The sequence below is a fragment of the Streptomyces sp. NRRL B-1140 genome (assembly GCF_001280065.1).
Taxonomy (GTDB): domain Bacteria; phylum Actinomycetota; class Actinomycetes; order Streptomycetales; family Streptomycetaceae; genus Streptomyces.
The window spans coordinates 110,622-137,428 of the sequence record NZ_LGEA01000036.1 but is presented as its reverse complement, the minus strand read 5'-3'; the positions used below and the strand labels follow the sequence as shown (position 1 = coordinate 137,428).

Genomic DNA, 26,807 nt, shown 5'->3' with positions numbered 1-26,807 from the left:
GGCGAGATTTCACATGCCGGCAATCCGGGCCCGTAGCATCCCGCCATGGCGAAGGCACCTGTTCTCACTCCCCGGGCGGACGATTTCCCGCGCTGGTACCAGGACTTGATCACCAAGGCGGAGCTCGCCGACAACGGTCCGGTGCGCGGCACCATGGTCATCCGGCCGTACGGGTACGGGCTGTGGGAGCGGATGCAGGCGGAGATGGACGCCCGCATCAAGGAGACGGGCACCCAGAACGCGTACTTCCCCCTGCTGATCCCCGAGTCGTATCTCGCCCGGGAGGCCGACCACGTCGAGGGCTTCGCGCCCGAGCTGGCCGTCGTCACCCACGGCGGCGGCAAGGAGCTGGAAGAGCCGGCCGTGGTCCGGCCCACCTCCGAGATGATCGTCAACGAGTACTTCTCGAAGTGGGTGCAGAGCTACCGCGATCTGCCGCTGCTCATCAACCAGTGGGCCAACGTCGTGCGCTGGGAACTGCGCCCCCGCCTGTTCCTGCGGACCTCCGAGTTCCTCTGGCAGGAGGGCCACACCGCGCACGCCACGTACGAGGAGGCGCGTGACTTCGCCGCGCACATCCACCGGCGGGTCTACGAGGACTTCATGCTGAACGTCCTCGCGATGGACGTCGTCCCGGGCCGCAAGACCGTCAGGGAACGGTTCGCGGGCGCGATCAACACCCTCACCCTCGAAGGCATGATGGGCGACGGCAAGGCCCTGCAGATGGCCACGAGCCACGAACTCGGCCAGAACTTCGCGAAGGCCTTCGACACCGGCTACCTCTCGAAGGGCGGCCGGCGGGAACTGGTCTGGCAGACCTCCTGGGGCTCCACCACCCGCATGATCGGCGCTCTGGTGATGGTGCACGGCGACGACGACGGCCTGCGCGTCCCGCCGCGGCTGGCGCAGATCCAGGCCGTCGTGCTCGCGATCAAGGGTGACGAGGCGGTTCTGGCCAAGGTCCGCGAGGTCGGCGACCGGCTGAAGGCGGCCGGTGTCCGCGTCCACGTCGACGACCGCACCGACATCCCCTTCGGCCGTCGCGCGGTCGACTGGGAGCTCAAGGGCGTGCCGGTCCGGATCGAGATCGGCCCGCGCGACCTGGAGAACGGCACCGCGATGCTGGCCCGCCGCATCCCCGGCGGCAAGGAGCCGGTGTCGCCGGACGGCCTCGCCGGACTGCTCCCGAGGATCCTCGAAGAGGACCAGGCGCTGCTGCTCCGGCAGTCCCGCGAGCGCCGCGAGTCCCGCACGACCGAGGTCTCGACCCCGGCGGAGGCCGTCGAGGCCGCCACGACGGGAGGCTGGGCGCGCATTCCATGGGCCGCGCTCGGCCCCGAGGGCGAGGCCCGGCTGGCCGATCAGGCGGTGACCGTACGGTGTCTGGTCGCCGAGGACGGGTCGGTGCCGGATGCCGACGACGCACCCGGTAACGTCGCGGTCGTCGCACGCGCTTACTGAGTGAGGCGCAAGCGGCCGAAACGCCCCTTGCGGATTCACAGACCTCTGTCGCCCCGGCGCGCGGACGTGTCTTACGTGCCGGGGCGTACGCGGGACTACGCACCACCTTGTGGTGAGCTGTGAGGCTTCTCCACAGATCGGCGCACCCGCCCTCGTCGGGACGCATCAGAGGCAACTGACGGGTACGTGCAAATTATTTGGGATGGCCCGGAATCGGAACACTGGGGCACCCCGGCTCGTTGTCATTACGTGAGCACGACACAGACACCACCTGTTCTCGCCGCAGAGCTGGCACAGGCGTGGGCCGACATTCAGCGGTACCACCCCGAGCTGCCCGACCTTGCCGCGCCAGAGTCCCTGATCGGGGAGTCGTCGTCCGCGTGCGGTCACGAGCTCTCCTTCGAGCGACTGCTCCATGAGGCAGTCCATGGCATCGCCGCCTCGCGCGGCGTCCGCGACACCTCCCGTGCCGGCCGCTACCACAACCGCAGATTCCTCGCGATCGCCGAGGAGATGGGCCTGGACCACCCCGAGGAACCGCATCCCAGCAGCGGCTTCTCCCTGGTCACGCTCACCCCCGAGGCGAAGCGCCGTTACCGCCCGACGATGGAGCGCCTCCAGCGCGCCCTGAAGGCCCACACCGCCGCGACCTCCTCCGACACGTCCCGCACCTTCCGGGGCCCGGCCGCCCGGCACGGCTCCTCGGGCGGCGGTGTACGCGTCAAGGCGGTCTGCGACTGCGGCCGCAACGTCCGGGTCGTCCCGTCCGTCCTGGCCCAGGCCCCGATCGTCTGCGGTGGTTGCGGGAAGCCGTTCCGGATCCCGGACATCGTGGGAGCCGTAGCGAGCTGACGCCCGGCACCGGCATCTCGTGGCTGCCGGTCGAGGGCGCAGGGCTCGGGCCGCCGGCGCACCCGACGTGCTCACCTCTCACGCCGGGTGCGTCTTCGGCGTGCCCGCTCAGCGGATCAGGGCCCCGGCCCGGAGCGACTCGCCGCGTGTGGCACAATGGCTAGCTGTACTCGACAGTCGCACAGGACCCCTCTCTCCTCCGGCTGACGCGTCCATCGGGCACTCGGGTACCGCAACCCCACGCGGCATTTCTCGCCGTGCCCAACCACGTCAAATCCAGGAGAACCCACTCCCGTGGCAGTCAAGATCAAGCTGAAGCGTCTGGGCAAGATCCGTTCGCCTCACTACCGCATCGTCGTCGCCGACTCCCGCACCCGCCGTGACGGTCGTGCGATCGAGGAGATCGGCAAGTACCACCCGACGTACAACCCGTCGGTCATCGAGGTCGACGCGGACCGCGTCGCGTACTGGCTGGGTGTCGGCGCGCAGCCGACCGAGCCCGTGATGGCCATCCTCAAGAAGACCGGCGACTGGCAGAAGTTCAAGGGCGAGCCCGCCCCGGCTCCGCTGCTCACGCAGCCGGAGAAGGCCGCGCGCCCGTCGTTCGAGGCCATCGGCGGCGACGACGAGGGCAAGGGTGAGGCGATCACCCAGAAGAAGAAGGCTGAGAAGAAGGACGAGGCGGCCGCCGAGTCCGCTTCGACCGAGGCCTGAGCATGCTCGAGGAGGCTCTCGAGCACCTCGTGAAGGGCATCGTCGACAACCCTGACGATGTGCAGGTCGCCTCGCGCAACCTGCGTCGCGGTCGCGTGCTCGAGGTCCGGGTCCACCCGGACGACCTCGGCAAGGTGATCGGCCGCAACGGCCGCACCGCGCGCGCCCTGCGTACCGTCGTGGGCGCCATCGGCGGCCGGGGCGTCCGTGTCGACCTCGTCGACGTGGACCACGTCCGCTGACGCTTTCGCAGCAGCACCGGCTCGGGCCGGGGAGGGCCACTGGGCCGTCCCCGGCCCGCAGTCGTATGACAGGAGAATGGACACGTGCAGCTGGTAGTCGCACGGATCGGCCGTGCCCATGGAATCAAGGGTGAGGTCACCGTCGAGGTACGGACCGACGAGCCCGAGCTGAGGCTCGGCCCCGGTGCCGTACTCACCACCGACCCCGCGTCCGCGGGACCGCTCACCATCGAGACGGGCCGCGTCCACAGCGGCCGTCTCCTGCTGCGCTTCGAGGGCGTCAGCGACCGCACCGCCGCCGAAGCACTGCGCAACACCCTCCTGATCGCCGAGATCGACCCGGAGGAACTGCCCGAGGGCGAGGACGAGTACTACGATCATCAGCTCATCGACCTCGACGTGGTCACCGCGGACGGCACCGAGGTCGGCCGGATCACGGAGATCTCGCACCTGCCCACCCAGGACCTGTTCATCGTGGAGCGTCCCGACGGCAGCGAGGTGATGATCCCCTTCGTCGAGGAGATCGTCGCCGAGATCGACATCGAGGAGCAGAAGGCCGTCATCACCCCGCCGCCGGGCCTGATCGACGACCGCGCCGAGATCGCGTCCAGCCGGGACGAGTCCTGATGCGCCTCGACGTCGTCACGATCTTCCCCGAGTACCTGGAACCGCTGAACGTCTCCCTCGTGGGCAAGGCACGCGCGCGCGGACAGCTCGACGTACACGTCCACGACCTGCGTTCCTGGACCTACGACCGTCACAACACGGTCGACGACACCCCCTACGGCGGCGGCCCGGGCATGGTCATGAAGACCGAGCCGTGGGGTGACGCACTGGACTCCGTCCTCGCCGACGGTTACGAGACGGGCTCCCGGGCGCCCGCCCTCATCGTGCCCACGCCCAGCGGCCGGCCCTTCACCCAGGAACTCGCCGTCCACCTCTCCGAGCGCCCTTGGCTGATCTTCACCCCGGCCCGCTACGAGGGCATCGACCGCCGCGTCGTCGACGAGTACGCGACCCGGATACCGGTGTACGAGGTGTCCATCGGGGACTACGTCCTGGCCGGCGGCGAGGCGGCCGTCCTCGTCGTCACGGAGGCCGTGGCGCGGCTGCTGCCCGGCGTCCTGGGCAACGCCGAGTCCCACCGGGACGACTCCTTCGCACCGGGCGCCATGGCGAACCTGCTCGAAGGCCCCGTCTACACCAAGCCCCCCGAGTGGCGCGGCCGGGACATCCCCGACGTGCTGCTCAGCGGCCACCACGGGAAGATCGCCCGCTGGCGCCGCGACGAGGCCCTCAAGCGCACCACCGCCCACCGGCCCGACCTCATCGAGCGGTGCGACCCCAAGGCCTTCGACAAGAAGGACCGGGAGATGCTCTCCATCCTGGGCTGGTCGCCCGACCCGGCGGGGGAGCCGTACGGCCGATTTTGGCGCAGGACCGACGGCGTGGAAGAATAGCCAGCTGTTGTGCGTCCGTCCGGCGTGCGCCCCTGCCACAGGGGGAGACGACGTCCGCCCCGACCCGCACACATCTGACCCCGAAACCTAGTTTCCGTTGATGACCTGTGGCATCAGCGAGGAAAGCAGACGAAATGTCTCACCTGCTCGACACCGTCGACTCCGCGTCGCTGCGCAGCGACGTCCCCGCCTTCCGTCCGGGCGACACCGTCAACGTCCACGTCCGCGTCATCGAGGGCAACCGCTCCCGTGTGCAGCAGTTCAAGGGCGTTGTCATCCGTCGCCAGGGCGCCGGCGTGCGCGAGACCTTCACGGTCCGCAAGGTCTCCTTCTCCGTCGGCGTCGAGCGCACCTTCCCGGTGCACACCCCGATCGTGGAGAAGATCGAGCTCGTCACCAAGGGTGACGTCCGCCGCGCCAAGCTGTACTACCTGCGCGAGCTGCGCGGCAAGGCCGCGAAGATCAAGGAGAAGCGCGAGAGCTGAGCGCTCTCCGGGGTTCGCGTCGGGGCCGGATACCATCTGGCTCCGATGGACACCGAAGCACAGCCCACGGAGCGCGACCGCTCCTCCCGCCCTTCCGGCTCCGAGACGACCTCGGAACCCGCAGGGCCGGAGGACCGGTCGCGTTTCGCGTTGCCGGCGCGTGTCGGCTCCTGGGTCCCGGGCGGCCGGATCACCCTCACCCTGCTCCTCTGCCTGGTGTTCCTCCTGCTGCTCAGCACGTTCGTGCTGCGGCCGTTCCAGATCCCCAGCGGATCCATGGAACCCGGATTGAGGATCGGAGACCGGGTTCTCGTAAATAAGTTGGCATACCGTTTCGGTGCCGTGCCGCAGCGGGGAGACATCGTCGTGTTCGACGGGACCGGGTACTTCGGGCACGCGGACTACATCAAACGCGTTGTCGGTGTGGGGGGAGACCATGTGGTCTGCTGCGACGGGGAGGGGAGGATCCAGGTGAACGGCCGGCCGGTCGACGAGTCGGGCTTCCTGCATCCCGGCGACAGTCCGTCCGCGGTGCCCTTCGACGTCGTCGTCCCCGGCGGCACCCTGTTCGTCCTCGGCGACCACCGCAGCGACTCCAGCGACTCCCGCGACCACCTCGGCTCGCCCGGCGGCGGCATGATCCCCGTCGGCGACGTGATCGGCCGGGCCGACTGGATCATCTGGCCGTCCGCTCACGCCACCCGGCTGCACCGGCCCGACGCCTACGCGCGCGTGCCCGACGCCGGCAGGGCGGGCGCCCATGGGTAACCGCGGCAAACCGCGCGGCGTCCCTGCGGGCCCCGCGGAGAACCTGCTGCCCACCGGCGCCCGGCGCGCCGCCGGACCGTCCGGCAGCGGCCGGACGCGGGCCGAGCGCCGCAAGCTCCAGCGCAAGGTCAAGCGGCGCCGCAGGCGCGGCGCCGTGAAGGAGATACCGCTCCTCGTGGGCGTGGCGGTCCTGATAGCGCTCGTGCTGAAGACGTTCCTCGTCCAGGCCTTCGTGATCCCGTCCGGCTCCATGGAGCAGACGATCCGGATCGGCGACCGCGTCCTGGTCGACAAGCTCACCCCGTGGTTCGGTTCGGAGCCGCAGCGCGGGGACGTCGTGGTCTTCAAGGACCCCGGCGGCTGGCTCCAGGACGAGCAGACCACCCCGAAGAAGGACGACCCCATCGTCGTCAAGCAGGTCAAGGAAGGGCTCACCTTCATCGGCCTGCTGCCGTCCGAGAACGAGAAGGACCTCATCAAGCGGGTCGTCGGCGTCGGCGGCGACCGCGTCAAGTGCTGCGACACCCAGGGGCGGGTGACCGTCAACGGCGTCCCGCTGAACGAGGACTACCTGTACCCCGGCGCCGCCCCCTCCGACACGCCGTTCGACATCACGGTCCCCCAAGGACGGCTGTGGGTGATGGGCGACCACCGGAACAACTCGGCGGACTCCCGCGCACACCAGGACACCGGCTACGGGGGCACGGTCTCCCTCGACGAGGTGGTGGGCCGCGCCATGGTCATCGCCTGGCCCCTCGGGCACTGGAACATGCTGGACGAGCCGAATACGTACGCCACCGTGTCCGACTCGGCCACCGGGTCGACCGCTGCTCCCGAACTGTCGCATAGGGTTGCCTCCTACGATCCGAACGGAACGATCCAGCTCCCGACCCCTGCGGAACTCCCGCTCGTTATGGGAGTGGTGGGCCTGCGCCGTGTATGGGGCAGGCGGCGGCACAGAGTGAGGAGTTGGCGTGGGGGATGTGGCGGTTGGCGCACGGTCCGGACACGACGGCGAGGAGCACCGCGGACGCCCCGCGGAATCCACCGTCCCTGCCGCGGACAGCGCCGTGACCCCCGGGAATGACTCCGGGGCGGCCGAGGACGGCAGGGTGACGGGCGAGCACACGACAGCCGAGAGCCAGGGACCGGGCGGCACGGCGAAGACGCCGAAGAAGCCGCGTTCCTTCTGGAAGGAACTGCCCATCCTGATCGGCATCGCCCTGGTGCTGGCGCTGCTGATCAAGACGTTCCTCGTGCAGGCGTTCTCGATCCCTTCCGACTCGATGCAGAACACCCTCCAGCAGGGCGACCGGGTCCTGGTCGACAAACTGACCCCGTGGTTCGGCTCCGAGCCCGAACGCGGCGAGGTGGTCGTCTTCCACGACCCGGGCAACTGGCTCAGGGGTGAGCCCACGCCCGACCCCAACGCGATGCAGACGTTCCTCAGCTGGATCGGCCTGATGCCGTCGGTGGAAGAGAAAGACCTGATCAAGCGGGTGATCGGGGTCGGCGGAGATACGGTCGAGTGCAACAAGACCGGTCCGCTGAAGGTCAACGGCAAGGCGCTGAACGAGCCGTACGTCTACCCGGGCAACACGCCGTGCAGCGTCGACGACCAGGGCGGCCAGTTCAAGGTCAAGGTCCCGAAGGGCTACATCTGGGTCATGGGAGACCACCGGCAGAACTCGCGTGACTCGCGCTACAACCAGGGCGAGAAGTACCACGGCATGGTCCCGGTCAAGGACGTCGTCGGACGCGCCATCGTGAAGGCCTGGCCGATCAACCGCTGGGGCACGCTGCCCGTGCCCGACACGTTCGACCAGGCCGGGCTGAACCCCTGAGTGTCCGGCCGGTGGGGTCGCGTCGGTGGGGCGGCTACTTCGGTGCCTGCGGCTGCGGCGCGGCCTGATTCCCCCCTTCGACGCCCCTCGTGGACGTGGCGCTACCCGGGAGGACCGGCCGGTCAGGAAGACCGGCGCGGTTTCCCCGTTCGGCATTCGACCCCATGAGCGGGCTGACCCCGGCCCGTACCCCCGGGTAGGGTGCGGACCCATGGGTGGCGAGAGCATGACGCACACGGCCCCGCGCAGCGGCGGCTCGGGCACGGGCCCGGTGGGCAGCCGGACCGGACAGCGGTTGTCCGGGCTGGCCGTCGCACTGGGCCTCGTGCTGTTTCTCGGCGGGTTCGCCTGGGGAGCGGTGGTCTACCGGCCGTACACCGTGCCCACCAGTTCGATGACCCCGACGATCGACGCGGGCGACCGGATCCTGGCCCAGCGCGTCGACGGCGGCGAGGTGCACCGCGGGGACGTCGTCGTCTTCAAGGACGCGACCTGGGCCAACGCGCCGATGGTCAAGCGCGTGGTCGCCGTCGGCGGTGACACGGTCTCCTGCTGCCAGGACGGCAGGCTGAAGGTCAACGGCAAGGAGATCGACGAAACGTACCTGCCCAAGGGCACACCGGCCGAGATGAGCAACTTCCCGACCGTGACCGTGCCCAAGGGACGCCTCTTCCTGCTCGGCGACGAGCGGGGCAATTCCGTGGACTCCACGGCCCACCTGACCGACGCGGCCAGTGGCACGGTGGCACGCTCCGCCGTGGACGCCCGCGTGGACAGCGTCGTGTGGCCGATGAAGGGCATGCTGCAGCGCCCCACCGGCTTCGAGCCGCTCGGCCCCCTCTCCTCGCCCGGACCGCTGCTGACGATCACCGTCCTCGTGATCGCCGGCGCCGTGCTCGTCCTGGGCGGAGGTGCCTACGGGCCCCTCGCCAAGCGCGCGGGCGCCGGCCGGGCCCGGCGGGAGAGCGCCGCGGAGCCCTCAGGTGTCCGCTGAGGCCGTGGGAGCGGGCCAGGACACCTACGAGGGCGGACTGCGCAGGGTCGCCCGGGTGGTGCTGCTCGACCCGCAGGACCGCATCCTGCTGCTGCACGGGCACGAGCCGGACGACCCGGCCGACGACTGGTGGTTCACCCCCGGCGGCGGCGTGGAGGGCGAGGAGACCCGTGAACAGGCCGCTCTGCGGGAACTCGCCGAGGAGACGGGCATCACCGAGGTCGAGATCGGCCCGGTGCTGTGGCGGCGCAGGTGCTCCTTCCCCTTCGCGGGCCGTCGCTGGAACCAGGACGAGTGGTACTACCTCGCGCGTACGGAGCGCACGGCGGTGGCCGCCACCGGGCTGACCGAACTGGAGCGGCGCAGTGTCGCCGGAGCGCGCTGGTGGACGTGTCCGGAACTGAGCCGGGCACATGAGACGGTGTATCCGACCAGACTCGCCGGGCTGCTGCGCACGCTGCTCGACGAAGGTCCCCCGGCCAGGCCAGTGATCCTTGACCCGGAAATCGTCTAGCGGCTCACGGGACTGGCGCACAATGGGGGGATCGCACGGCTGAAGGGGAACATGCCATGAGCGCCGAGGACCTCGAGAAGTACGAGACCGAGATGGAGCTGAAGCTCTACCGGGAGTACCGCGATGTCGTCGGTCTGTTCAAATACGTGATCGAGACCGAGCGGCGTTTCTACCTCACCAACGACTATGAGATGCAGGTGCACTCGGTCCAGGGTGAGGTGTTCTTCGAGGTCTCCATGGCGGATGCCTGGGTCTGGGACATGTACCGGCCGGCGCGGTTCGTGAAGCAGGTGCGGGTCCTCACGTTCAAGGACGTGAACATCGAGGAGCTGAACAAGAGCGATCTGGAACTGCCGAGCGGATGAGGTCCGCTCCTCGTGTGGGTGACGGAGTTGTCCACAGTCGCTGAGCCGTCCACCAAGATCCACTTCGCGGGGGCGGGTGCGTGATCGTTGGCGCCGGAGGTGGCGCCGACATGACCGCACATCTGGCACGCAGTGCCATGGGCAAGTACGGAGAGAACCTGGCCGCACGGCGGCTGGCCGAGGCCGGTATGACGGTCCTGGAGCGCAACTGGCGCTCCGGCCGGACCGGCGAGATCGACATCGTGGCCCGGGACGGGGACGTCCTGGTCGTCTGCGAGGTGAAGACCCGCAGGGAGGGGCCCTTCCAGCACCCGATGGCGGCCGTGACCCCGCAGAAGGCGGAGCGGTTGCGGGGCCTGGCCGAGCGATGGATCCAGACGCACGGGGGCGCACCGCCCGGCGGGGTCCGCATCGACGTGGTCGGCGTGCTGCTGCCGGCCCGCGGCGCCGCCGTGGTCGAGCATGTGCGGGGGGTGGCCTGAATGGCATTCGCCCGTACGTGTTCGGTGGCGCTGGTGGGCGTCGAAGGCGTGGTCGTCGAGGTCCAGGCCGACCTCGAACCCGGCGTCGCCGCGTTCACGCTGGTGGGGCTGCCCGACAAGAGCCTCACGGAGAGCCGGGACCGGGTGCGCGCCGCGGTCGTCAACTCGGGCGCGGCCTGGCCCCAGAAGAAACTCACCGTCGGCCTGAGCCCGGCCTCGGTCCCGAAGTCCGGCAGCGGCTTCGACCTGGCCGTGGCGGCGGCGGTCCTCGGCGCGGCGGAGCGCATCGACCCCAGGGTCCTGGCCGACATCGTGATGATCGGCGAACTGGGGCTGGACGGGCGGGTGCGACCGGTGCGGGGAGTGCTGCCCGCGGTGCTCGCGGCGGCTGAGGCGGGCTATGAGCAGGTGGTGGTGCCGGAATGTGCGGCCGCCGAGGCTTCCCTCGTACCCGGCGTGTCGGTGCTGGGCGTGCGCAGTCTGCGGCAGCTGATCGCCGTCCTGGCCGACGAACCGGTGCCCGACGAGGAACAGGACGAACCGGGCCGCCCGGACCCGCTCCTGGCCGGCCTCCGGGTGCCGGGCAGCGGCGCGGCCACGGGCATGCACGGCATCGGAGCGGCCCAGCACGACCACGGACACGACCTGGCCGACGTCGTCGGACAGATCTCGGCGCGCACGGCTGTGGAGGTGGCCGCGGCGGGTGGGCACCACCTCTTCCTCGAAGGGCCGCCCGGCGCCGGCAAGACGATGCTCGCCGAGCGGCTGCCGGCCATCCTGCCGCGGCTCGGCCGGCAGGAGTCGCTGGAGGTGACCGCGGTCCACTCGGTCGCGGGCCTGCTGCCGCCGGGCAAGCCGCTGATCGACGCCGCGCCCTACTGCGCTCCGCACCACTCCGCCACGATGCAGGCACTCGTCGGCGGCGGCCCGGGCGTCGCGCGGCCCGGAGCGGTGTCGCTGTCCCATCGAGGAGTGCTCTTCCTGGACGAGACGCCTGAATTCGGCAGCCAGGCCCTGGACGCGCTCCGCCAGCCGCTGGAGGCCGGGCATGTGGTGATCGCGCGCAGTGCGGGAGTCGTGCGCTTCCCGGCGAAGTTCCTCATGGTGCTCGCGGCCAACCCCTGTCCGTGCGGCCGGTTCTCGCAGCGGGACGACCTCTGCGAGTGCCCGCCCTCGGCCGTCCGCCGCTATCAGGCCAGGCTTTCCGGGCCGCTGCTCGACCGCGTCGACCTGCGCGTGGAGGTGGATCGCGTCACCCGCTCCCAGCTGGCCGCTTCCGCCGCACCGGGCGAATCGACCGTGACGGTCGCCGACCGGGTGCGAGCAGCCCGGGAGCGAGCCGCGGAGCGCCTGGCCGGGACGCCCTGGCGCACGAACTGCGAGGTGCCCGGCCGGGAGCTGCGCAGCCGCTGGTCCGCCGTGCCCGGCGCGATGGACGAGGCCGAGCGAAGCCTGGAACGGGGCGTCCTGTCCGCCCGTGGCCTCGACCGCGTCCTGCGTGTGGCCTGGACCGTCGCCGACCTCGTGGGTCACGACCGGCCCGACGCCACGGACGTCGCCCTCGCACTCCAGCTGCGCACCGGTGTTCCGCGCGGCGTACCCATGGCCATCGGGGCGCTGACGTGAGCCTCCTCGACGAACCGGACGACGACCTGCTCTCCCGGGTCCTCCTCACGCGTGTCATCGAGCCGGGGGACGAGGCCGGGGGGCGGTGGGTGCGGGAGTACGGGGTCCGGGAAGTGGTCCGGCGGCTGAGGGACGGCGGGGCCGCTCTGCCGGGGGCGAGCCGTAAGCGCTGGGCCGGGCTCGTGGCCAGGGCCGAGGCCGCCCGGCCGCGCCGGGATCTCGCGGCCGCCCGGGACGCCGGGGTGCGGTTCGTGCCCCCCGGGGACGCGGAGTGGCCGGGCCAGCTCGACGATCTCGGGGACGCCCGGCCCCTGGGGCTGTGGGTGCGCGGGCGGGCCGGTCTGCGCATGTGGGCGCTGAAGTCGGTCGCCGTGGTCGGCGCCCGGGCCTGCACCGAGTACGGGGCCCACATGGCCGCCACCCTCGCGGCGGGGCTCGCCGAGCGGGGCTGGGTCGTGGTGTCCGGCGGCGCCTACGGAGTCGACGGTGCCGCCCATCGCGGAGCCCTCGGAGCCGGCGGCGCCACCGTCGCCGTCCTCGCCTGCGGCGTCGACCGCCCCTACCCCCGGGGCCACACGCAGCTGATCGGCAGAATCGCCGAACAGGGACTGGTGATCGGCGAATTGCCGCCCGGGGATCACCCCACGCCGAGCCGGTTCATCCTGCGCAACAGAGTGATCGCCGCGCTCACTCGCGGCACGGTCGTCGTCGAGGCGGCCCACCGCAGCGGCTCCCTGGTCACCGCGCGGGCGGCACAGCGCCTCGGCCGGCACACGATGGGCGTGCCGGGCCCGGCCACCAGCGCCCTCTCCGCCGGGGTGCACGATCTGCTGCGCGGGGAGGCCGTCCTGGTCACCGGCGTCGCGGACGTGGTGGAACTGGTCGGTGGGATGGGAGAGCTGGCCCCCGACCGGCGAGGCCCCGTCCTGCCCCGGGACCTGCTGGAGCCGGCCGCCCGGCAGGTGCTCGACGCGCTGCCGGGACGCGGCACGGCCGCGCCGGACGAGATCGCGCGTTCCGCACAGACCGCGCCGGACGACGCGATCGCGAGACTGTACGAACTCCGAGCACTCGGTTACGTCGAACGACATGGCGACGGCTGGAAGTTGACACGCCAGGCGGTGATGTCGGTCCGGGACGGTCGCGGACCGTGTTGACGTTCTGTGTTCGGCCGTCCGGGGGAACCCCGACACCCCTTGGAAATGCGCCCAGTTGAGGCTCGCGGCGATCACACGGAGCGACTGCGCCACCCCGCGGGGGCGTCCTGAGGAACGTATCTGCGCCCACTCCGGCCTCCGCCCTTCGCTCACCGCGACACCGCAGTCACGCTACGCTCGCGAGGATCCCGACACGGACAGGCAACTCGACATCAGACAGACAGCTCACCCCGGCAGCACCACTTCGCAGCAGAACGGCACAAGGCGACGAATGCCCCAGCACACCTCCGGGTCCGACCGGGCGGCGATCCCCCCAGCCGCCCGTGACGGTGGCAGCGTGCGGCCGCCCGCTCCCTCGACGCTCGACGAGCTGTGGCGGTCGTACAAGGCGACGGGGGACGAGCGGCTGCGGGAGCAGTTGATCCTGCACTACTCGCCGCTCGTGAAGTACGTGGCGGGCCGGGTCAGCGTGGGCCTGCCGTCCAACGTGGAGCAGGCCGACTTCGTCTCGTCCGGGGTGTTCGGGCTGATCGACGCGATCGAGAAGTTCGACATCGACCGGGAGATCAAGTTCGAGACCTACGCGATCACCCGGATCCGCGGCGCGATGATCGACGAACTGCGGGCGCTGGACTGGATCCCCCGGTCGGTGCGGCAGAAGGCGCGCAACGTGGAGCGGGCGTACGCCACGCTGGAGGCGCGGCTGCGGCGGACGCCGACGGAGGGCGAGGTGGCCGGCGAGATGGGCATCGCCGTCGAGGAACTGCACGCGGTGTTCAGCCAGTTGTCGCTGGCCAACGTGGTGGCCCTGGAGGAGCTGCTGCACGGGGGCGGTGAGGGCGGCGACGGGCTCAGCGTCATGGACACGCTGGAGGACACCGCCGCCGACAACCCCGTCGAGGTCGCCGAGGACCGGGAGCTGAGGAGGTTCCTGGCACGGGCGATCAACACGCTGCCCGACCGGGAGAAGACCGTGGTCACGCTGTACTACTACGAGGGCCTCACCCTGGCCGAGATCGGGAACGTACTGGGGGTGACCGAGAGCCGGGTCAGCCAGATCCACACCAAATCCGTACTCCAGCTGAGAGCGAAACTGGCGAGCTTCGGCCGCTGACCTGGCCGCACGCCGTCGGGCCGGCTTCAACCACTCCCGCGTGGCGGGACGCGTCCGTAGAGTGTTGACGTGCCAAGGATTCGAGCGGCCTCCGTGGCCGAGCACCGGTCGATGCAGCGAGCCGCCCTGCTGGACGCGGCTCGTTCCTTGTTGTCCGAGGGCGGTACGGAGGCGCTGACCTTCCCGGCCCTCGCCGAGCGGACGGGCCTCGCGCGCTCGTCCGTCTACGAGTACTTCCGGTCACGGGCGGCCGTCGTCGAGGAGCTGTGCGAGGTCGACTTCCCCGTGTGGGCGGCGGACGTGTCGGCCGCGATGGAGCGGGCGGAGACGGCCGAGGCCAAGGTCGAGGCGTATGTGCGCCGGCAGTTGGAGCTGGTCGGGGACCGGCGGCACCGGGCCGTGGTCGCGATCTCCGCGAGTGAACTCGACGCGGGCGCGCGGGAGAAGATCCGGGCGGCGCACGGCGGGCTGGTCGCGATGATCGTCGAGGCGCTGGGCGAGCTGGGGCACCAGCAGCCCCGGCTCGCGGCGATGCTGGTCCAGGGAGTGGTGGACGCGGCGGTACGCAGGATCGAACTGGGGGCGGCGGAGGAGCCCGCGACCATCGCGGAGGCGGCGGTGTCCATGGCGTTGCGGGGTGTGCGGGGCTGAGCCGCGGCGGGCACCCACCCCGGGGCGGCTGGATCCGCGGCCCGGCGGAGTCAGGCGCGCCGCGCCCGCCCTCACCCGAGCCCACGGCTTCGCTCGAGGAGGCCCCCGCCGCCTCCTGGGGCATGACTGCCCGCGGCCGTGTCAGTACACCGGCAGCAGCCTGGAGGGCCCCAGGCTGAGCAGCCACCAAGGCAGGAGCGACAGCGGGTTCAGGTAGGTCTCCCCGCGTCGCAGGCCCCAGTGCACACACGCAGCCGCGCAGTGCGAGCCGGTCGCGTCCACCGTGCCGATCACCTCGCCCGGTTCCACCTCGTCGCCCTCCGCGACCGACGCCGTCACGGGTTCGTGGGTCGTGCGCAGAGGCGGGTCGCCGGTGCCCGTCAGCTCCACCGAGACCACCCCCTTCCCGGCCACCCTGCCCGCGAAGGAGACCCGGCCCGACGCCACCGCCCGCACCGGCGTTCCCGGCGCCGCCGCCAGGTCGACACCCCGGTGGCCGCGGCCGTAGACCGTCGCCGGGGGTTCCCAGCCGCGCAGGATGGGAGGACGCAGGCCGACGGGCCAGGCGCGGCCGACCGCCGGCACGGCGGGGTCATCGAGGGGGGAACCCGCCGCGAGCAGCCGCGGCGGCGGGGCCAGCAAGGCCCACGCCGTGAGGAGCAGCAACAGGATCAGACGCACACACACGCGGACACACCGGTTCACTCGCATGGGCAAAGCGTCCCGGAACATCACCCTGCGCAGCCCCCGGCTGTGGATCACCCGCCGGTTGTGGACAACGGCGTCACCCGGCGCCCCGCGGGTCCCGTACACTTCTGGTGGCGACCCGAGCCATCGGGTCGACTTCGCACGCCCCGACACGAACCCCGGCAACGGGCCCGTGTCAGCGCCCCTCGGTCCCTCGTGGAACGGCGCGCAGTGGGCGTCAGGCGCGGAAGCCGTCCGGCATCCGCGGCACAACCGAGAAAATCAAGGAGATACGGCCATGGCCGTCGTCACGATGCGGGAGCTGCTGGAGAGCGGCGTCCACTTCGGTCACCAGACCCGTCGTTGGAACCCGAAGATGAAGCGCTTCATCTTCACGGAGCGCAACGGCATCTACATCATCGACCTGCTCCAGTCGCTGTCGTACATCGACCGCGCCTACGAGTTCGTCAAGGAGACCGTCGCCCACGGCGGCACGGTCATGTTCGTCGGCACCAAGAAGCAGGCGCAGGAGGCCATCGCCGAGCAGGCCACCCGCGTCGGCATGCCCTTCGTCAACCAGCGCTGGCTGGGCGGCATGCTCACCAACTTCTCGACCGTCTACAAGCGTCTGCAGCGCCTCAAGGAGCTCGAGCAGATCGACTTCGAGGACGTCGCCGCGTCCGGTCTGACCAAGAAGGAGCTTCTCGTGCTCTCGCGCGAGAAGGCCAAGCTGGAGAAGACCCTCGGCGGTATCCGCGAGATGCAGAAGGTGCCCAGCGCCGTCTGGATCGTGGACACCAAGAAGGAGCACATCGCCGTTGGTGAGGCCCGGAAGCTGAACATCCCGGTCGTCGCGATCCTCGACACCAACTGCGACCCCGACGAGGTCGACTACAAGATCCCGGGCAACGACGACGCGATCCGCTCCGTCACCCTGCTCACCCGCGTCATCGCCGACGCCGTCGCCGAGGGCCTCATCGCCCGCAGCGGTGTCGCCACCGAGGGCAAGGGCGAGAAGGCCGCGGGCGAGCCGCTGGCCGAGTGGGAGCGCGACCTGCTCGAGGGCGAGAAGAAGGCCGACGAGGCCGCCCCCGCCGCCGAGGCCACCGAGGCTGCTCCGGCCGCCGAGGCCCCCGCCGCCGAGGCCGAGAAGCCGGCCGAGGGCGACAAGCCGGCCGAGGCCGAGCAGGCCTGACCCCGTCAGTCCCGTGGTGACGGCGGGAGCGGCACCGCAACCAGCGCCCCCGGCGCGGTGAAGTCCGCTCCCGCCGTTCACCCGTAGGTCAGCGGAAGGACAGCGCGCTCCTGCTCCATGGAGCGCATCCGCAGATCTTCGATCTTCCAGACTTCGAGAGAGATTCACAGACTCATGGCGAACTACACCGCCGCCGACGTCAAGAAGCTCCGTGAGCTCACGGGCGCCGGCATGATGGACTGCAAGAAGGCGCTGGACGAGGCCGAGGGCAACGTCGAGAAGGCTGTCGAGGCGCTCCGCATCAAGGGCCAGAAGGGCGTCGCCAAGCGCGAGGGCCGCTCCGCCGAGAACGGCGCCGTGGTCTCGATCATCGCCGACGACAACTCCTCCGGCGTCATCGTCGAGCTGAAGTGCGAGACGGACTTCGTCGCCAAGGGCGAGAAGTTCCAGGCCGTCGCCAACCAGATCGCGCAGCACGTCGCCAAGACCTCCCCGGCCGACCTCGACGCCCTGCTCGCGTCCGAGATCGAGGCCGGCAAGACCGTCCAGGCGTTCGTCGACGAGGCCAACGCCAACCTGGGCGAGAAGATCGTCCTGGACCGCTTCGCGCAGTTCGCCGACGGCTACGTGACGGCGTACATGCACCGCACGATGCCCGACCTGCCCCCGCAGATCGGTGTCCTCGTCGAGCTGGACAAGCCGAACGCGGAGATCGCCAAGGGCGTCGCCCAGCACATCGCCGCCTTCGCGCCGAAGTACCTCTCCAAGGAGGACGTCCCGGCCGAGGTCGTCGAGTCCGAGCGCCGCGTCGCCGAGGAGACCACCCGCGCCGAGGGCAAGCCCGAGGCCGCCCTGCCGAAGATCGTCGAGGGTCGCCTCAACGGCTTCTTCAAGGACGCCACGCTGCTCGGCCAGCCGTACGCGCTCGACAACAAGAAGTCCGTCCAGAAGATCCTGGACGAGGCCGGTGTCACCCTGAAGCGCTTCACGCGCATCAAGGTCGGCATCTGAGTCCGTACCGCGCTCGACGCCCGACCCCTATAGGGTCGACAGCAGTCGTCCGCGTACGCCGTCACACCAGTGGCGGACGACAGCAGATCTGACGAGGAGGCCATTGCCGTATGGGATGCGAAACACGCCCCACCGGCAATGGCCTTCTTGGTATGTGCAACACGTGAAAGAGGCGGGATCCCCCATGACCACCAAGGCCCAGAAGAGCGACGACGGCAAAGTGAGCGGCCGGTTTCTGCTGAAGCTGTCCGGAGAGGCCTTCTCCGGTGGCGGCGGCCTGGGCGTCGACCCCGACGTGGTGCACAAGATCGCCCGCGAGATCGCGGCCGTCGTGCGCGACGGCGCCCAGATCGCGGTCGTCATCGGCGGCGGCAACTTCTTCCGCGGTGCCGAACTCCAGCAGCGCGGCATGGACCGGGCCCGCTCCGACTACATGGGCATGCTCGGCACGGTCATGAACTGCCTCGCCCTCCAGGACTTCCTGGAGAAGGTGGGCGTGGACTGCCGCGTGCAGACCGCCATCACCATGGGCCAGGTCGCCGAGCCGTACATCCCGCTGCGCGCCGTGCGGCACCTGGAGAAGGGCCGCGTGGTCATCTTCGGCGCCGGTATGGGCATGCCGTACTTCTCCACCGACACCACCGCCGCCCAGCGCGCCCTGGAGATCGACGCCGAGGCGCTGCTGATGGGCAAGAACGGCGTGGACGGGGTCTACGACTCCGACCCCAAGACCAACCCGGACGCGGTGAAGTTCGATCATCTCGGCTACGGCGAGGTCATCACGCGCGATCTGAAGGTCGCCGACGCCACGGCCGTGACCCTGTGCCGCGACAACAAGCTTCCGATCGTGGTCTTCGAGCTGCTGGCGGAGGGCAACATCTCACGTGCCGTCAAGGGTGAGAAGATCGGCACGCTGGTGGGGGACCCCGGCAGCCGGGACTGACACCCGGGTACAACCCCGTCCGGGGGACGGACGGGACGGAGCCGGGCCGGGGGATGGACAATGTCCCGCCGGTCGGGAACCGTGCAGGAAGAAGACGCGACGCAGCCGGCCGCCGCCCCACAGGAACCGCAGCCGGGCCTACTCAAGACACGCAGGAGCAAGTGGTGATCGAAGAGACCCTCCTCGAGGCCGAGGAGAAGATGGAGAAGGCCGTCGTGGTCGCCAAGGAGGACTTCGCCGCGATCCGCACCGGCCGTGCGCACCCGGCGATGTTCAACAAGATCGTGGCGGAGTACTACGGCGCGCCGACGCCGATCAACCAGCTGGCCTCGTTCTCCGTGCCCGAGCCGCGCATGGCCGTGGTGACCCCGTTCGACAAGACCGCGCTGCGGAACATCGAGCAGGCGATCCGCGACTCCGACCTGGGCGTCAACCCGAGCAACGACGGCAACATCATCCGTGTGGTGTTCCCCGAGCTCACCGAGGAGCGCCGCCGCGAGTACATCAAGGTCGCCAAGGGCAAGGGCGAGGACGCGAAGATCTCGATCCGCTCCGTGCGCCGCAAGGCCAAGGAGGCCATCGACAAGCTGATCAAGGACGGCGAGGTCGGCGAGGACGAGGGCCGCCGTGCGGAGAAGGAGCTCGACGACACCACCGCGAAGTACGTCGCGCAGGTGGACGAGCTCCTGAAGCACAAGGAAGCGGAGCTGCTCGAGGTCTGATGAACGACTCTTCCTGGGGGGCGCCGCCACAGGCCGGGTACTGGGGGCCCACCGACCAAGGGCATGGTCACGGGCACGTCCAGGGCCCGGGCCAGGGGCACGTCCAAGGGGCCGCTCCGGCGGGTCCCGCATACGATGCGTATGAAGCGCCTCAGACTCGCCCCATGCCCATCGTGCCCGACGTGACCGAATTCGGCGGAAACCAGGATGACGACCGGGGGGCTGCTCGGCTGAGCGGCACCCCGGTCCGAAACGACACGAATCCGGAGCCCATGCCCGACGCCTCGCAGCCGGCGCCCAAGCCGCCGAAGAAGAGCGCGGGCCGCGACCTGAGCGCCGCGATAGGGGTCGGTGTCGGGCTCGGTGTGGTGATCGTCGCCTCGCTGTTCGTCGTCAAGGCCGTGTTCGTCGGCGTCGTCGCGGTGGCCGTGGTGGTGGGCCTGTGGGAGCTGACCAAGCGGCTGGAGGAGCGCAAGGGCATCCGGGCGCCGATCGTGCCGCTCGCGCTCGGCGGTGCCGCGATGGTCGTCGCCGGGTACGTGCGGGGCGCCGAGGGCGCCTGGGTGGCGATGGCGCTCACGGCACTGGCCGTCCTGGTCTGGCGCATGACCGAACCGCCCGAGGGCTACCTGAGGGACGTCACCGCGGGTGTCTTTGCGGCGTTCTACGTGCCGTTCCTGGCGACCTTCGTCGCGATGATGCTCACCGCGGACGACGGGCCGCAGCGGGTGCTCACGTTCCTGCTGCTGACGGTCGTCAGCGACACCGGGGCGTACGCGGTCGGCTGGCGGTTCGGCCGGCACAAGCTCGCCCCGCGCATCAGCCCCGGCAAGACCCGGGAGGGCCTGCTCGGCGCGGTGTCCTTCGCCATGGTCGCGGGGGCGCTGTGCATGCAGTTCCTCATCGACGACGGTGCCTGGTGGCAGGGACTGGTGCTGGGGCTCGCGGTCGCGGTCACCGCAACGCTCGGCGACCTCGGCGAGTCCATGATCAAGCGGGACCTCGGTATCAAGGACATGGGCACGCTCCTGCCGGGGCACGGCGGCATCATGGACCGGCTCGACTCGCTGCTGCCCACGGCTCCGGTGGTGTGGCTGCTGCTCGTGCTGTTCGTCGGGTCCGGCTGAGGCGACTTCTCCGGCAGCGAGCCCCCGCCCTTTCGGGTGGGGGCTCGCTGCCGTCTCGGGGAGACGTCCGAGGGCCTGAAGTGGGACGATGCACATGTACCTCCCAAAGGAGGCCATCATGGCCATCATCCGAGAGAGCATCGACGTCGACCGCCGCCCCGAGGAGGTCTACGACTACGTCATGGACGCCGGACGCATGCCGGAGTGGCAACTGAGCGCCGTGTCCGCGGAGCGCTTGGACGAGGGGCCCGTGGGCATCGGCAGCAAGGTCCGGGTCAGCCGGCACGTCGGCCGCCGTGTCATGCCGATGACCATGGAGGTCACCGAGTACGACCCGCCGCACAGCTGGGGCATGCGCGGTGTCGACGGCCCCGTCCGGGCCCAGGTGCACGGCGAGGTCGAGCCCTACGACGAGGGCCGCCGCTCCCACGTCACGATCGACATCGACTTCGAGGGCCACGGCATGGGCAAGGTCCTGGTCCCGCTGGTCGTGCGCCCCCAGGTCCGCAAGGAACTCCCACGCAACGAGCAGCTCCTCAAGGACCGGCTGGAGCACACGGCCGAGTAGGCGCGCCCCTGCCTCCGGCGGCAGGGCTCAGCGCCGCCGGGGGAACTTCCAGCCGTTCTGCCGCAGCTTGAACAGGACGAACACACCGCAGAGGGCCCACACGCCGAGGAAGGCCCACTTGAACCACGGGGGGCCTTGCCATCTCTCTGCGAGCTGGACAGGGGCCGAGTGGGCCGCGTGGGCCACGTAGAAGGACGTCATGGCTCGCGCGTGCCCTGCCCCTTGGGGGGAACACGCGGTTCCGCCGGCCGGGGTCCCGGCCCGGGTCGCGACGGTGCTGCTAGTCGTCACCGCTGCTCTGCTGCGAGCGGGAACTCCGGCTCGCACTGCGGGCGATCTCACTGCCGAGCAACGTCACCTTGGCCACACCCCGCGCCCACCGCGGCGCGTCGCCCCGGGCTGACCAGTACACACAGACACAGCCGCCGATGAGAAGCAGCACGACAACCGACAGTATGAGCACGACCATGCTCGCCCCCCCGCTTCCTGTGATGGTCGGCCCATCTTGCCAGGCCCTTCTCGCTGCGGGTGGCCTGCCGGCTGCGCCAGCCGCTGACGGCAGCCGTAGCCACTTGACGACCGACGGCTGCGGGGCACCCGAGTGGATCTGCGACACTGGGAGGGTTATGCCTGCACCCGGAGAACTCACTTTCGTCGCCCCCCGCGGAGCCAAGAAGCCGCCGCGGCATCTTGCCGATCTCACTCCTGCCGAGCGCAAGGAGGCCGTCGCCGCGGTCGGGGAGAAGCCGTTTCGTGCCAAGCAGCTCTCGCAGCACTACTTCGCGCGGTACGCGCATGATCCGGAGCAGTGGACCGACATCCCGGCCGGCTCCCGGGGGCGGCTGCAGGAAGCGCTGCTGCCCGAGCTGATGACCGTCGTGCGGCATCTGTCGACCGACCAGGGCACCACCCGCAAGACCTTGTGGCGGCTGTTCGACGGGACGCTCGTCGAGTCCGTGCTGATGCGCTACCCGGACCGGGTGACCATGTGCATCAGTTCGCAGGCCGGCTGCGGGATGAACTGTCCGTTCTGTGCGACCGGCCAGGCGGGGCTGGACCGGAATCTGTCCACCGCCGAGATCGTGCACCAGATCGTCGACGGCATGCGGGCGTTGCGGGACGGGGAAGTGCCCGGAGGGCCGGCGCGTCTCAGCAACATCGTCTTCATGGGCATGGGCGAGCCGCTCGCCAACTACAACCGGGTCATCGGGTCCATCCGGCGGCTCACCGACCCCGAACCCGACGGCCTGGGCCTCTCCCAGCGTGGCATCACCGTCTCCACCGTCGGCCTCGTCCCGGCCATCCACCGGTTCGCCGACGAGGGCTTCAAGTGCCGCCTCGCCATCTCACTGCACGCGCCCGACGACGAGCTGCGCGACACCCTCGTGCCGGTGAACACCCGGTGGAAGGTGCGCGAGGTGCTGGACGCGGGCTTCGAGTACAGCGCCAAGTCGGGGCGCCGGCTGTCCATCGAGTACGCGCTGATCCGGGACATCAACGACCAGGCCTGGCGCGGTGACCGGCTCGGGCGGATGCTCAAGGGCAAGCCCGTGCATGTCAATCTCATTCCGCTGAACCCGACGCCCGGTTCCAAGTGGACCGCCTCGCGGCCCGAGGACGAGAAGGCCTTCGTGGAAGCCATCGCGGCGCATGGTGTGCCGGTGACGATCCGGGACACCCGTGGTCAGGAGATCGACGGGGCGTGTGGTCAGCTCGCCGCCACCGAACGGTAGTCTGACTGTCGTCAGTACATCTTCATAAGCGGCACCTTCACATCCACACCTGCATATTCCGACAGGGGAGCGCCACAGCGCTGAGAGTGCGGCACACGGCCGCAGACCCTCCGAACCTGGCCCAGGTCATTCTGGGTAGGGAGATCGGTCACCACTCGAGCTGTTGCGCCCTGCCCGGGACCCCGGAAGTCCCGGGCAGGGCCGCGTCTTCTCCTGGCCACCCCAGGAGGAATCCAGTGAGCATCAACGCACAGCGGCTGACGGCGGCGGTCGCCGGGCTCGGCCTGGTCGGCACGCTCGCCGCCTGCGGGTCGTCCGACGGCGGTCAGGGGTCCGGTGACCCCAAGACCGTGACGCTCGTCAGTCACGACTCGTGGGCCGCGTCCGAAGACGTCATCGCGGCCTTCGAGAAGCAGTCCGGCTACAAGGTCCGGGTCCTCAAGGACGGCGACGCCGGGCAGGCCGTGAACAAGGCCATCCTGACCAAGGACAACCCGCAGGGCGACGTCTTCTTCGGCGTCGACAACACCCTGCTGTCCCGCGCCCTCGACAACGGCCTGTTCCAGTCGTACGAGGCGAAGGGGTCCGAGCGGGTCAAGGCCGAGTACCGGGTCGACGAGGAGAAGCATCGCGTCACGCCCGTCGACACCGGCGACATCTGCGTCAACTACGACAAGAAGTACTTCGCCGACCACAAGCTGCAGCCGCCGCGCGGCTTCGACGACCTGGTCAAGCCGCAGTACAAGAACCTCCTCGTCACCGAGAACGCCTCCGCCTCCTCGCCCGGGCTCGGCTTCCTGCTCGGCACCGCCGCCCGGTACGGCGACGCGGGCTGGGAGGGCTACTGGAAGAAGCTCGAGGCCAACGGCGTGAAGGTCGTCGACGGCTGGGAGCAGGCCTACAACCAGGAGTTCTCCGGTTCGGCCAGTGGCAAGAAGGCCAAGGGCGACCGGCCGCTCGTCGTGTCGTACGCCTCCTCGCCGCCCGCCGAGGTCGTCTACGCCGACCCCAAGCCGAAGACGGCCCCGACCGGCGTCGCCGAGGGCACCTGCTTCCGGCAGGTCGAGTACGCGGGGCTGCTCGCCAACGCCAGGAACAGCAAGGGCGGCAAGGCCTTCCTCGACTTCCTCGTCAGCAAGAGGTTCCAGGAGGACATGCCGCTCAACATGTTCGTGTACCCGGTGACCGAGGGCGCCCAGGTCCCGCCGGAGTTCGCGAAGTTCGGGCCGCAGGCGAAGGACCCGGAGACCATGGACCCGGCGAAGATCGCCGACCACCGTGACCAGTGGGTCAAGTCGTGGACCTCACTCGTACTGAAGTAGCCCGCACCAGGCGCGGAAGCGCGGCGCGGCTCGGTCTCCTCGCCGTGCCAGTCGCGTTCTTCGCCGTCTTCTTCGCCTACCCCGTGGCCGCGATCGTCGCGCGCGGTCTGAAGGCGGACGGGGTCTGGCATCTCGGGCGGATCGGGGAGGTGCTGGCGCAGTCCGACGTCCGGCACGTCCTGTGGTTCACCACCTGGCAGGCGCTGGCCTCCACGGCGCTCACGCTGCTCGTCGCCCTCCCCGGTGCGTACGTCTTCGCCCGCCTGGACTTCCCCGGCAAGCAGGTCCTGCGGGCGGTCGTGACCATCCCGTTCGTGCTGCCGACGGTCGTCGTCGGTACGGCGTTCCTCGCGCTCGTCGGCCGGGGCGGGCTGCTCGACGAGCTGTGGGGCGTACGGCTGGACACCACCGTGTGGGCGATCCTGCTCGCGCACGTCTTCTTCAACTACGCGGTCGTCGTCCGGACCGTCGGCGGGCTCTGGGCGCAGCTCGACCCACGGCAGGAGGAGGCCGCGCGCATGCTCGGGGCGTCCCCGCTGCGGGCTTGGCGGCAGGTCACGCTGCCCGCGCTCGCCCCGGCCGTGGCCGCCGCCGCGCTGATGGTCTTCCTGTTCACCTTCACCTCCTTCGGTGTCGTGCAGATCCTGGGCGGCCCCACCTTCTCCACCCTGGAGGTGGAGATCTACCGGCAGACGTCGGAGATCTTCGACCTGTCCACGGCGGCCGTGCTGACCCTGATCCAGTTCGTCGCGGTGGGCGCGATTCTCGCCCTGCACGCCTGGACCGTGCGGCGGCGGGAGGCCGCGCTGCGGCTGGTGGACGCGTCCGTGACCGGGCGCAAACCACGAGGAGCGGGACAGTGGGCCCTGCTCGGCGGGGTGCTCGTCACCGTCGCCGTGCTGCTCGTGCTGCCGCTCGCCGTGCTGGTGCAGCGGTCCCTGGGCGCGCCGGGCCTCGGTTACTACCGGGCACTGACCCGCGAGGACGGGGGAGTGTTCCTGGTCCCGCCCATCGAGGCGATCGGCAACTCCCTGTCGTACGCCGTCGCCGCCACGCTCATCGCCGTGCTGATCGGCGGGCTCGCAGCGGCCGCGCTCACCCGCCGGGACGCCGGACGGTTCGTGCGCGGCTTCGACGCGCTGCTGATGCTGCCGCTCGGGGTGTCCGCGGTGACCGTCGGCTTCGGGTTCCTGATCTCCCTCGACGAGCCGCCGCTGGACCTCAGGTCCTCCTGGATCCTGGTGCCGCTCGCGCAGGCGCTGGTCGGGGTGCCGTTCGTGGTGCGGACCATGCTGCCCGTGCTGCGCGCGGTGGACGTGCGGCTGCGGGAGGCGGCCTCGGTGCTCGGGGCCTCGCCCTGGCGGGTCTGGCGGGAGGTGGACCTGCCGATGGTGCGGCGGGCGCTGCTGATCGCGGCCGGGTTCGCCTTCGCCGTGTCCCTCGGGGAGTTCGGCGCGACGGTGTTCATCGCGCGCCCCGACCGGCCGACTCTGCCGGTGGCCGTGGCCCGGCTGCTCGGGAGGCCCGGAGACCTCAACTACGGCCAGGCCATGGCCCTTTCGACGATGCTGATGGTGGTGTGCGCGGTGGCCTTGCTGGTGCTGGAGAGGCTGCGGACGGACCGGACGGGGGAGTTCTGATGCTGCTTGACCTGCGGAACGCGACGGTCCGCTTCGGTGGGCGTGCCGTGCTGGACGCCGTCGGTCTGGAGGTCGCCGAGCACGAGATCGTGTGCGTCCTGGGCCCCAGCGGCAGCGGCAAGTCGACCCTGCTGCGGGCGGTGGCCGGGCTGCAACCGCTCGACGCCGGCCGGGTGGTGCTCGACGGGCGTGACCAGGCGGGCGTGCCCGCCCACCGGCGCGGGGTCGGGCTGATGTTCCAGGACCACCAGCTCTTCCCGCAGCGGGACGTGGCCGGCAACGTGGCGTTCGGGTTGCGGATGCGCGGCGAGCCGAAGCGTCGACAGGCCGAGCGGGTCCAGGAGTTGCTGGACCTCGTGGGACTGCCGGGCGCGGGCCGCAGGGCCGTCGCCGCGCTGTCCGGCGGAGAGCAGCAGCGGGTGGCGCTGGCCCGGGCCCTCGCGCCGAGCCCCCGGCTGCTGATGCTGGACGAGCCGCTGGGACAGCTCGACCGGTCGCTGCGGGAACGGCTGGTCGTCGAACTGAAGGAACTGTTCGGCCGGTTGGGAACGACCGTGCTCGCCGTGACACACGACCAGGGGGAGGCCTTCGCGCTGGCCGACCGGGTCGTGGTGATGCGGGACGGGCGGATCGCCCAGTCCGGTACGCCCCTCGACGTGTGGCAGCGGCCCGCCGACGCCTTCGTGGCCCGCTTCCTCGGCTTCGAGAACGTGGCCGAGGCGACCGTCGGGACGGAGGCGGCGGACACGCCCTGGGGCAAGGTGCCGGTCCCGGAGGGCGCCCCGCAGGGCACCCGTACCCTGCTGGTGCGGCCCGCCGGGGTCCGCCTGGTGGCCGCCGACACGGGCCTGCGCTGCACGGTGACCGCGCGTACGTTCAAGGGCACCCATGTCGCCCTCCACCTCCAGCCCCAGGACGCCCCGCGCCTGGAGGCGGCGTGCGCACTGCGGGCGGCACCCGGGGTGGGGGACGAGGTCGGCGTGGAGTTCGACGCGGCGGAAGTCGTGGTGCTCGACTGATCGTCCCGCCCTGGGGTGCGGGGCATGACACCACTCGCGCACGACCGCTACCGCGATGAGATCGCCCGCCAGGTAGGCCTGTTGAGGTCGGTGGTCACTTCTGGCGGGCGA

At 70.6% G+C, this 26,807-nt stretch carries 31 protein-coding genes and 1 riboswitch; of the genes, 28 read left to right on the top strand and 3 right to left on the bottom strand.

The window, feature by feature from the left end:
• Window positions 1–45: 45 nt before the first annotated feature.
• The 18 genes from proS (at window position 46) to ADK65_RS05845 (ending at window position 14,729) form a co-directional block, all read left to right on the top strand.
• On the top strand, window positions 46–1,461 hold the full coding sequence (proS, locus tag ADK65_RS05930) for a proline--tRNA ligase (protein WP_053668741.1): 1,416 nt from the start codon (window positions 46–48) through the stop codon (window positions 1,459–1,461).
• A gap of 249 nt (window positions 1,462–1,710) precedes the next feature.
• Window positions 1,711–2,313 carry a hypothetical protein gene (locus ADK65_RS05925; RefSeq protein ID WP_053668740.1) on the top strand — a complete coding sequence of 201 codons (603 nt, stop codon included), beginning with the start codon at window positions 1,711–1,713 and terminating at the stop codon, window positions 2,311–2,313.
• A gap of 294 nt (window positions 2,314–2,607) precedes the next feature.
• Window positions 2,608–3,027: a 30S ribosomal protein S16 gene (rpsP, locus tag ADK65_RS05920; protein ID WP_053668739.1), complete on the top strand. Its 420-nt coding sequence runs from the start codon at window positions 2,608–2,610 to the stop codon at window positions 3,025–3,027.
• A 2-nt stretch (window positions 3,028–3,029) separates the two neighbouring features.
• A complete protein-coding gene (locus ADK65_RS05915) occupies window positions 3,030–3,269 on the top strand; it encodes an RNA-binding protein (RefSeq protein WP_003973401.1) in 240 nt (79 codons plus the stop codon).
• An 84-nt stretch (window positions 3,270–3,353) separates the two neighbouring features.
• Window positions 3,354–3,896: a ribosome maturation factor RimM gene (gene rimM, locus ADK65_RS05910; RefSeq protein ID WP_053668738.1), complete on the top strand. Its 543-nt coding sequence runs from the start codon at window positions 3,354–3,356 to the stop codon at window positions 3,894–3,896.
• A complete protein-coding gene (gene trmD, locus ADK65_RS05905) occupies window positions 3,896–4,729 on the top strand; it encodes a tRNA (guanosine(37)-N1)-methyltransferase TrmD (protein ID WP_053668737.1) in 834 nt (277 codons plus the stop codon). Before rimM ends, trmD begins: the two co-directional genes overlap by 1 nt.
• A gap of 134 nt (window positions 4,730–4,863) precedes the next feature.
• The gene (gene rplS, locus ADK65_RS05900; RefSeq protein WP_053668736.1) at window positions 4,864–5,214 is read left to right on the top strand and encodes a 50S ribosomal protein L19; all 351 of its coding nucleotides are present in this window, start codon (window positions 4,864–4,866) and stop codon (window positions 5,212–5,214) included.
• Between the two features lie 45 nt (window positions 5,215–5,259).
• Window positions 5,260–5,982: a signal peptidase I gene (lepB, locus tag ADK65_RS05895; RefSeq protein WP_053668735.1), complete on the top strand. Its 723-nt coding sequence runs from the start codon at window positions 5,260–5,262 to the stop codon at window positions 5,980–5,982.
• Entirely contained in the window at window positions 5,975–7,069 is a 1,095-nt protein-coding gene (lepB, locus tag ADK65_RS05890) for a signal peptidase I (RefSeq protein ID WP_053668734.1), read from the top strand. The genes lepB (ADK65_RS05895) and lepB (ADK65_RS05890) overlap by 8 nt, the downstream gene beginning before the upstream one ends.
• A complete protein-coding gene (lepB, locus tag ADK65_RS05885) occupies window positions 6,957–7,826 on the top strand; it encodes a signal peptidase I (RefSeq protein ID WP_078955827.1) in 870 nt (289 codons plus the stop codon). The genes lepB (ADK65_RS05890) and lepB (ADK65_RS05885) overlap by 113 nt, the downstream gene beginning before the upstream one ends.
• A gap of 211 nt (window positions 7,827–8,037) precedes the next feature.
• Entirely contained in the window at window positions 8,038–8,820 is a 783-nt protein-coding gene (gene lepB / locus ADK65_RS05880) for a signal peptidase I (RefSeq protein WP_053668733.1), read from the top strand.
• Window positions 8,810–9,334 (top strand): NUDIX hydrolase, encoded by a 525-nt coding sequence (locus ADK65_RS05875; RefSeq protein ID WP_053668732.1) that lies wholly within the window; start codon window positions 8,810–8,812, stop codon window positions 9,332–9,334. Before lepB (ADK65_RS05880) ends, ADK65_RS05875 begins: the two co-directional genes overlap by 11 nt.
• A 56-nt stretch (window positions 9,335–9,390) precedes the next feature.
• Window positions 9,391–9,699 carry a DUF2469 domain-containing protein gene (locus ADK65_RS05870; RefSeq protein WP_003993268.1) on the top strand — a complete coding sequence of 103 codons (309 nt, stop codon included), beginning with the start codon at window positions 9,391–9,393 and terminating at the stop codon, window positions 9,697–9,699.
• Window positions 9,700–9,779: 80 nt separating this feature from the next.
• The gene (locus tag ADK65_RS05865) at window positions 9,780–10,181 is read left to right on the top strand and encodes a YraN family protein (protein ID WP_078955826.1); all 402 of its coding nucleotides are present in this window, start codon (window positions 9,780–9,782) and stop codon (window positions 10,179–10,181) included.
• Complete coding sequence (locus ADK65_RS05860) at window positions 10,182–11,807, top strand: YifB family Mg chelatase-like AAA ATPase (RefSeq protein ID WP_053668730.1); 1,626 nt, start codon at window positions 10,182–10,184, stop codon at window positions 11,805–11,807.
• Window positions 11,804–12,964, top strand: a complete 1,161-nt coding sequence (dprA, locus tag ADK65_RS05855; protein WP_053668729.1) for a DNA-processing protein DprA — start codon at window positions 11,804–11,806, stop codon at window positions 12,962–12,964. The genes ADK65_RS05860 and dprA overlap by 4 nt, the downstream gene beginning before the upstream one ends.
• A gap of 271 nt (window positions 12,965–13,235) precedes the next feature.
• Entirely contained in the window at window positions 13,236–14,078 is an 843-nt protein-coding gene (gene whiG / locus ADK65_RS05850) for an RNA polymerase sigma factor WhiG (protein ID WP_053668728.1), read from the top strand.
• Window positions 14,079–14,171: 93 nt separating this feature from the next.
• Window positions 14,172–14,729: a TetR/AcrR family transcriptional regulator gene (locus ADK65_RS05845; protein ID WP_053668727.1), complete on the top strand. Its 558-nt coding sequence runs from the start codon at window positions 14,172–14,174 to the stop codon at window positions 14,727–14,729.
• Between the two features lie 141 nt (window positions 14,730–14,870).
• On the opposite strand, the gene ADK65_RS05840 is transcribed toward ADK65_RS05845, so the two are convergent.
• Window positions 14,871–15,440, bottom strand: coding sequence for a M23 family metallopeptidase (locus ADK65_RS05840; protein ID WP_053668726.1), 570 nt, complete (start codon window positions 15,438–15,440; stop codon window positions 14,871–14,873).
• Window positions 15,441–15,714: 274 nt separating this feature from the next.
• Here ADK65_RS05840 and rpsB point away from each other — a divergent pair, with 274 nt between their 5' ends.
• The 6 genes from rpsB to ADK65_RS05810 all read left to right on the top strand — a co-directional run bounded on the left by rpsB (window position 15,715) and on the right by ADK65_RS05810 (window position 20,982).
• The gene (rpsB, locus tag ADK65_RS05835) at window positions 15,715–16,611 is read left to right on the top strand and encodes a 30S ribosomal protein S2 (protein WP_053668725.1); all 897 of its coding nucleotides are present in this window, start codon (window positions 15,715–15,717) and stop codon (window positions 16,609–16,611) included.
• A 174-nt stretch (window positions 16,612–16,785) separates the two neighbouring features.
• Entirely contained in the window at window positions 16,786–17,622 is an 837-nt protein-coding gene (tsf, locus tag ADK65_RS05830) for a translation elongation factor Ts (RefSeq protein ID WP_053668724.1), read from the top strand.
• Between the two features lie 184 nt (window positions 17,623–17,806).
• Window positions 17,807–18,565 carry a UMP kinase gene (gene pyrH, locus ADK65_RS05825; RefSeq protein ID WP_053668723.1) on the top strand — a complete coding sequence of 253 codons (759 nt, stop codon included), beginning with the start codon at window positions 17,807–17,809 and terminating at the stop codon, window positions 18,563–18,565.
• A gap of 164 nt (window positions 18,566–18,729) precedes the next feature.
• Window positions 18,730–19,287, top strand: a complete 558-nt coding sequence (gene frr / locus ADK65_RS05820) for a ribosome recycling factor (protein ID WP_053668722.1) — start codon at window positions 18,730–18,732, stop codon at window positions 19,285–19,287.
• Window positions 19,287–20,414 (top strand): phosphatidate cytidylyltransferase, encoded by a 1,128-nt coding sequence (locus ADK65_RS05815; protein WP_078955825.1) that lies wholly within the window; start codon window positions 19,287–19,289, stop codon window positions 20,412–20,414. The genes frr and ADK65_RS05815 overlap by 1 nt, the downstream gene beginning before the upstream one ends.
• Before the next feature lie 118 nt (window positions 20,415–20,532).
• The gene (locus ADK65_RS05810) at window positions 20,533–20,982 is read left to right on the top strand and encodes an SRPBCC family protein (protein WP_053668720.1); all 450 of its coding nucleotides are present in this window, start codon (window positions 20,533–20,535) and stop codon (window positions 20,980–20,982) included.
• A 27-nt stretch (window positions 20,983–21,009) separates the two neighbouring features.
• Here the strand turns inward: ADK65_RS05810 and ADK65_RS38430 are convergent, their stop codons facing one another.
• A complete protein-coding gene (locus ADK65_RS38430; protein WP_159038728.1) occupies window positions 21,010–21,183 on the bottom strand; it encodes a hypothetical protein in 174 nt (57 codons plus the stop codon).
• A gap of 79 nt (window positions 21,184–21,262) precedes the next feature.
• A complete protein-coding gene (locus tag ADK65_RS05805; protein ID WP_053668719.1) occupies window positions 21,263–21,451 on the bottom strand; it encodes a hypothetical protein in 189 nt (62 codons plus the stop codon).
• Between the two features lie 157 nt (window positions 21,452–21,608).
• Between ADK65_RS05805 and rlmN the strand changes: the two genes are divergently transcribed.
• The 4 genes from rlmN to ADK65_RS05785 all read left to right on the top strand — a co-directional run bounded on the left by rlmN (window position 21,609) and on the right by ADK65_RS05785 (window position 26,696).
• The gene (gene rlmN / locus ADK65_RS05800) at window positions 21,609–22,715 is read left to right on the top strand and encodes a 23S rRNA (adenine(2503)-C(2))-methyltransferase RlmN (RefSeq protein ID WP_053668718.1); all 1,107 of its coding nucleotides are present in this window, start codon (window positions 21,609–21,611) and stop codon (window positions 22,713–22,715) included.
• Window positions 22,716–22,768: 53 nt separating this feature from the next.
• Window positions 22,769–22,875, top strand: a riboswitch (TPP riboswitch).
• A gap of 76 nt (window positions 22,876–22,951) precedes the next feature.
• Window positions 22,952–24,037: a thiamine ABC transporter substrate-binding protein gene (locus ADK65_RS05795; protein ID WP_053668717.1), complete on the top strand. Its 1,086-nt coding sequence runs from the start codon at window positions 22,952–22,954 to the stop codon at window positions 24,035–24,037.
• The gene (locus ADK65_RS05790) at window positions 24,013–25,677 is read left to right on the top strand and encodes an ABC transporter permease (RefSeq protein ID WP_107092219.1); all 1,665 of its coding nucleotides are present in this window, start codon (window positions 24,013–24,015) and stop codon (window positions 25,675–25,677) included. The genes ADK65_RS05795 and ADK65_RS05790 overlap by 25 nt, the downstream gene beginning before the upstream one ends.
• Window positions 25,677–26,696 carry an ABC transporter ATP-binding protein gene (locus ADK65_RS05785; protein ID WP_053668715.1) on the top strand — a complete coding sequence of 340 codons (1,020 nt, stop codon included), beginning with the start codon at window positions 25,677–25,679 and terminating at the stop codon, window positions 26,694–26,696. The genes ADK65_RS05790 and ADK65_RS05785 overlap by 1 nt, the downstream gene beginning before the upstream one ends.
• The last annotated feature ends 111 nt before the right edge of the window (window positions 26,697–26,807 follow it).

Bases quoted from the DNA above. Each gene is read 5' to 3' on its own strand.
- ADK65_RS05915 (WP_003973401.1), top strand. From the start codon at position 3,030: ATGCTCGAGGAGGCTCTCGAGCACCTCGTGAAGGGCATCGTCGACAAC.
- whiG (WP_053668728.1), top strand. From the start codon at position 13,236: ATGCCCCAGCACACCTCCGGGTCCGACCGGGCGGCGATCCCCCCAGCC.
- proS (WP_053668741.1), top strand. From the start codon at position 46: ATGGCGAAGGCACCTGTTCTCACTCCCCGGGCGGACGATTTCCCGCGC.
- trmD (WP_053668737.1), top strand. From the start codon at position 3,896: ATGCGCCTCGACGTCGTCACGATCTTCCCCGAGTACCTGGAACCGCTG.
- lepB (WP_053668735.1), top strand. From the start codon at position 5,260: ATGGACACCGAAGCACAGCCCACGGAGCGCGACCGCTCCTCCCGCCCT.
- ADK65_RS05840 (WP_053668726.1), bottom strand. From the start codon at position 15,440: ATGCGAGTGAACCGGTGTGTCCGCGTGTGTGTGCGTCTGATCCTGTTG.
- ADK65_RS05785 (WP_053668715.1), top strand. From the start codon at position 25,677: ATGCTGCTTGACCTGCGGAACGCGACGGTCCGCTTCGGTGGGCGTGCC.
- ADK65_RS05805 (WP_053668719.1), bottom strand. From the start codon at position 21,451: ATGGTCGTGCTCATACTGTCGGTTGTCGTGCTGCTTCTCATCGGCGGC.
- lepB (WP_053668734.1), top strand. From the start codon at position 5,975: ATGGGTAACCGCGGCAAACCGCGCGGCGTCCCTGCGGGCCCCGCGGAG.
- rpsB (WP_053668725.1), top strand. From the start codon at position 15,715: ATGGCCGTCGTCACGATGCGGGAGCTGCTGGAGAGCGGCGTCCACTTC.
- ADK65_RS38430 (WP_159038728.1), bottom strand. From the start codon at position 21,183: ATGACGTCCTTCTACGTGGCCCACGCGGCCCACTCGGCCCCTGTCCAG.
- rplS (WP_053668736.1), top strand. From the start codon at position 4,864: ATGTCTCACCTGCTCGACACCGTCGACTCCGCGTCGCTGCGCAGCGAC.
- ADK65_RS05815 (WP_078955825.1), top strand. From the start codon at position 19,287: ATGAACGACTCTTCCTGGGGGGCGCCGCCACAGGCCGGGTACTGGGGG.
- lepB (WP_053668733.1), top strand. From the start codon at position 8,038: ATGGGTGGCGAGAGCATGACGCACACGGCCCCGCGCAGCGGCGGCTCG.
- ADK65_RS05810 (WP_053668720.1), top strand. From the start codon at position 20,533: ATGGCCATCATCCGAGAGAGCATCGACGTCGACCGCCGCCCCGAGGAG.
- rlmN (WP_053668718.1), top strand. From the start codon at position 21,609: ATGCCTGCACCCGGAGAACTCACTTTCGTCGCCCCCCGCGGAGCCAAG.
- ADK65_RS05870 (WP_003993268.1), top strand. From the start codon at position 9,391: ATGAGCGCCGAGGACCTCGAGAAGTACGAGACCGAGATGGAGCTGAAG.
- tsf (WP_053668724.1), top strand. From the start codon at position 16,786: ATGGCGAACTACACCGCCGCCGACGTCAAGAAGCTCCGTGAGCTCACG.
- pyrH (WP_053668723.1), top strand. From the start codon at position 17,807: ATGACCACCAAGGCCCAGAAGAGCGACGACGGCAAAGTGAGCGGCCGG.
- ADK65_RS05860 (WP_053668730.1), top strand. From the start codon at position 10,182: ATGGCATTCGCCCGTACGTGTTCGGTGGCGCTGGTGGGCGTCGAAGGC.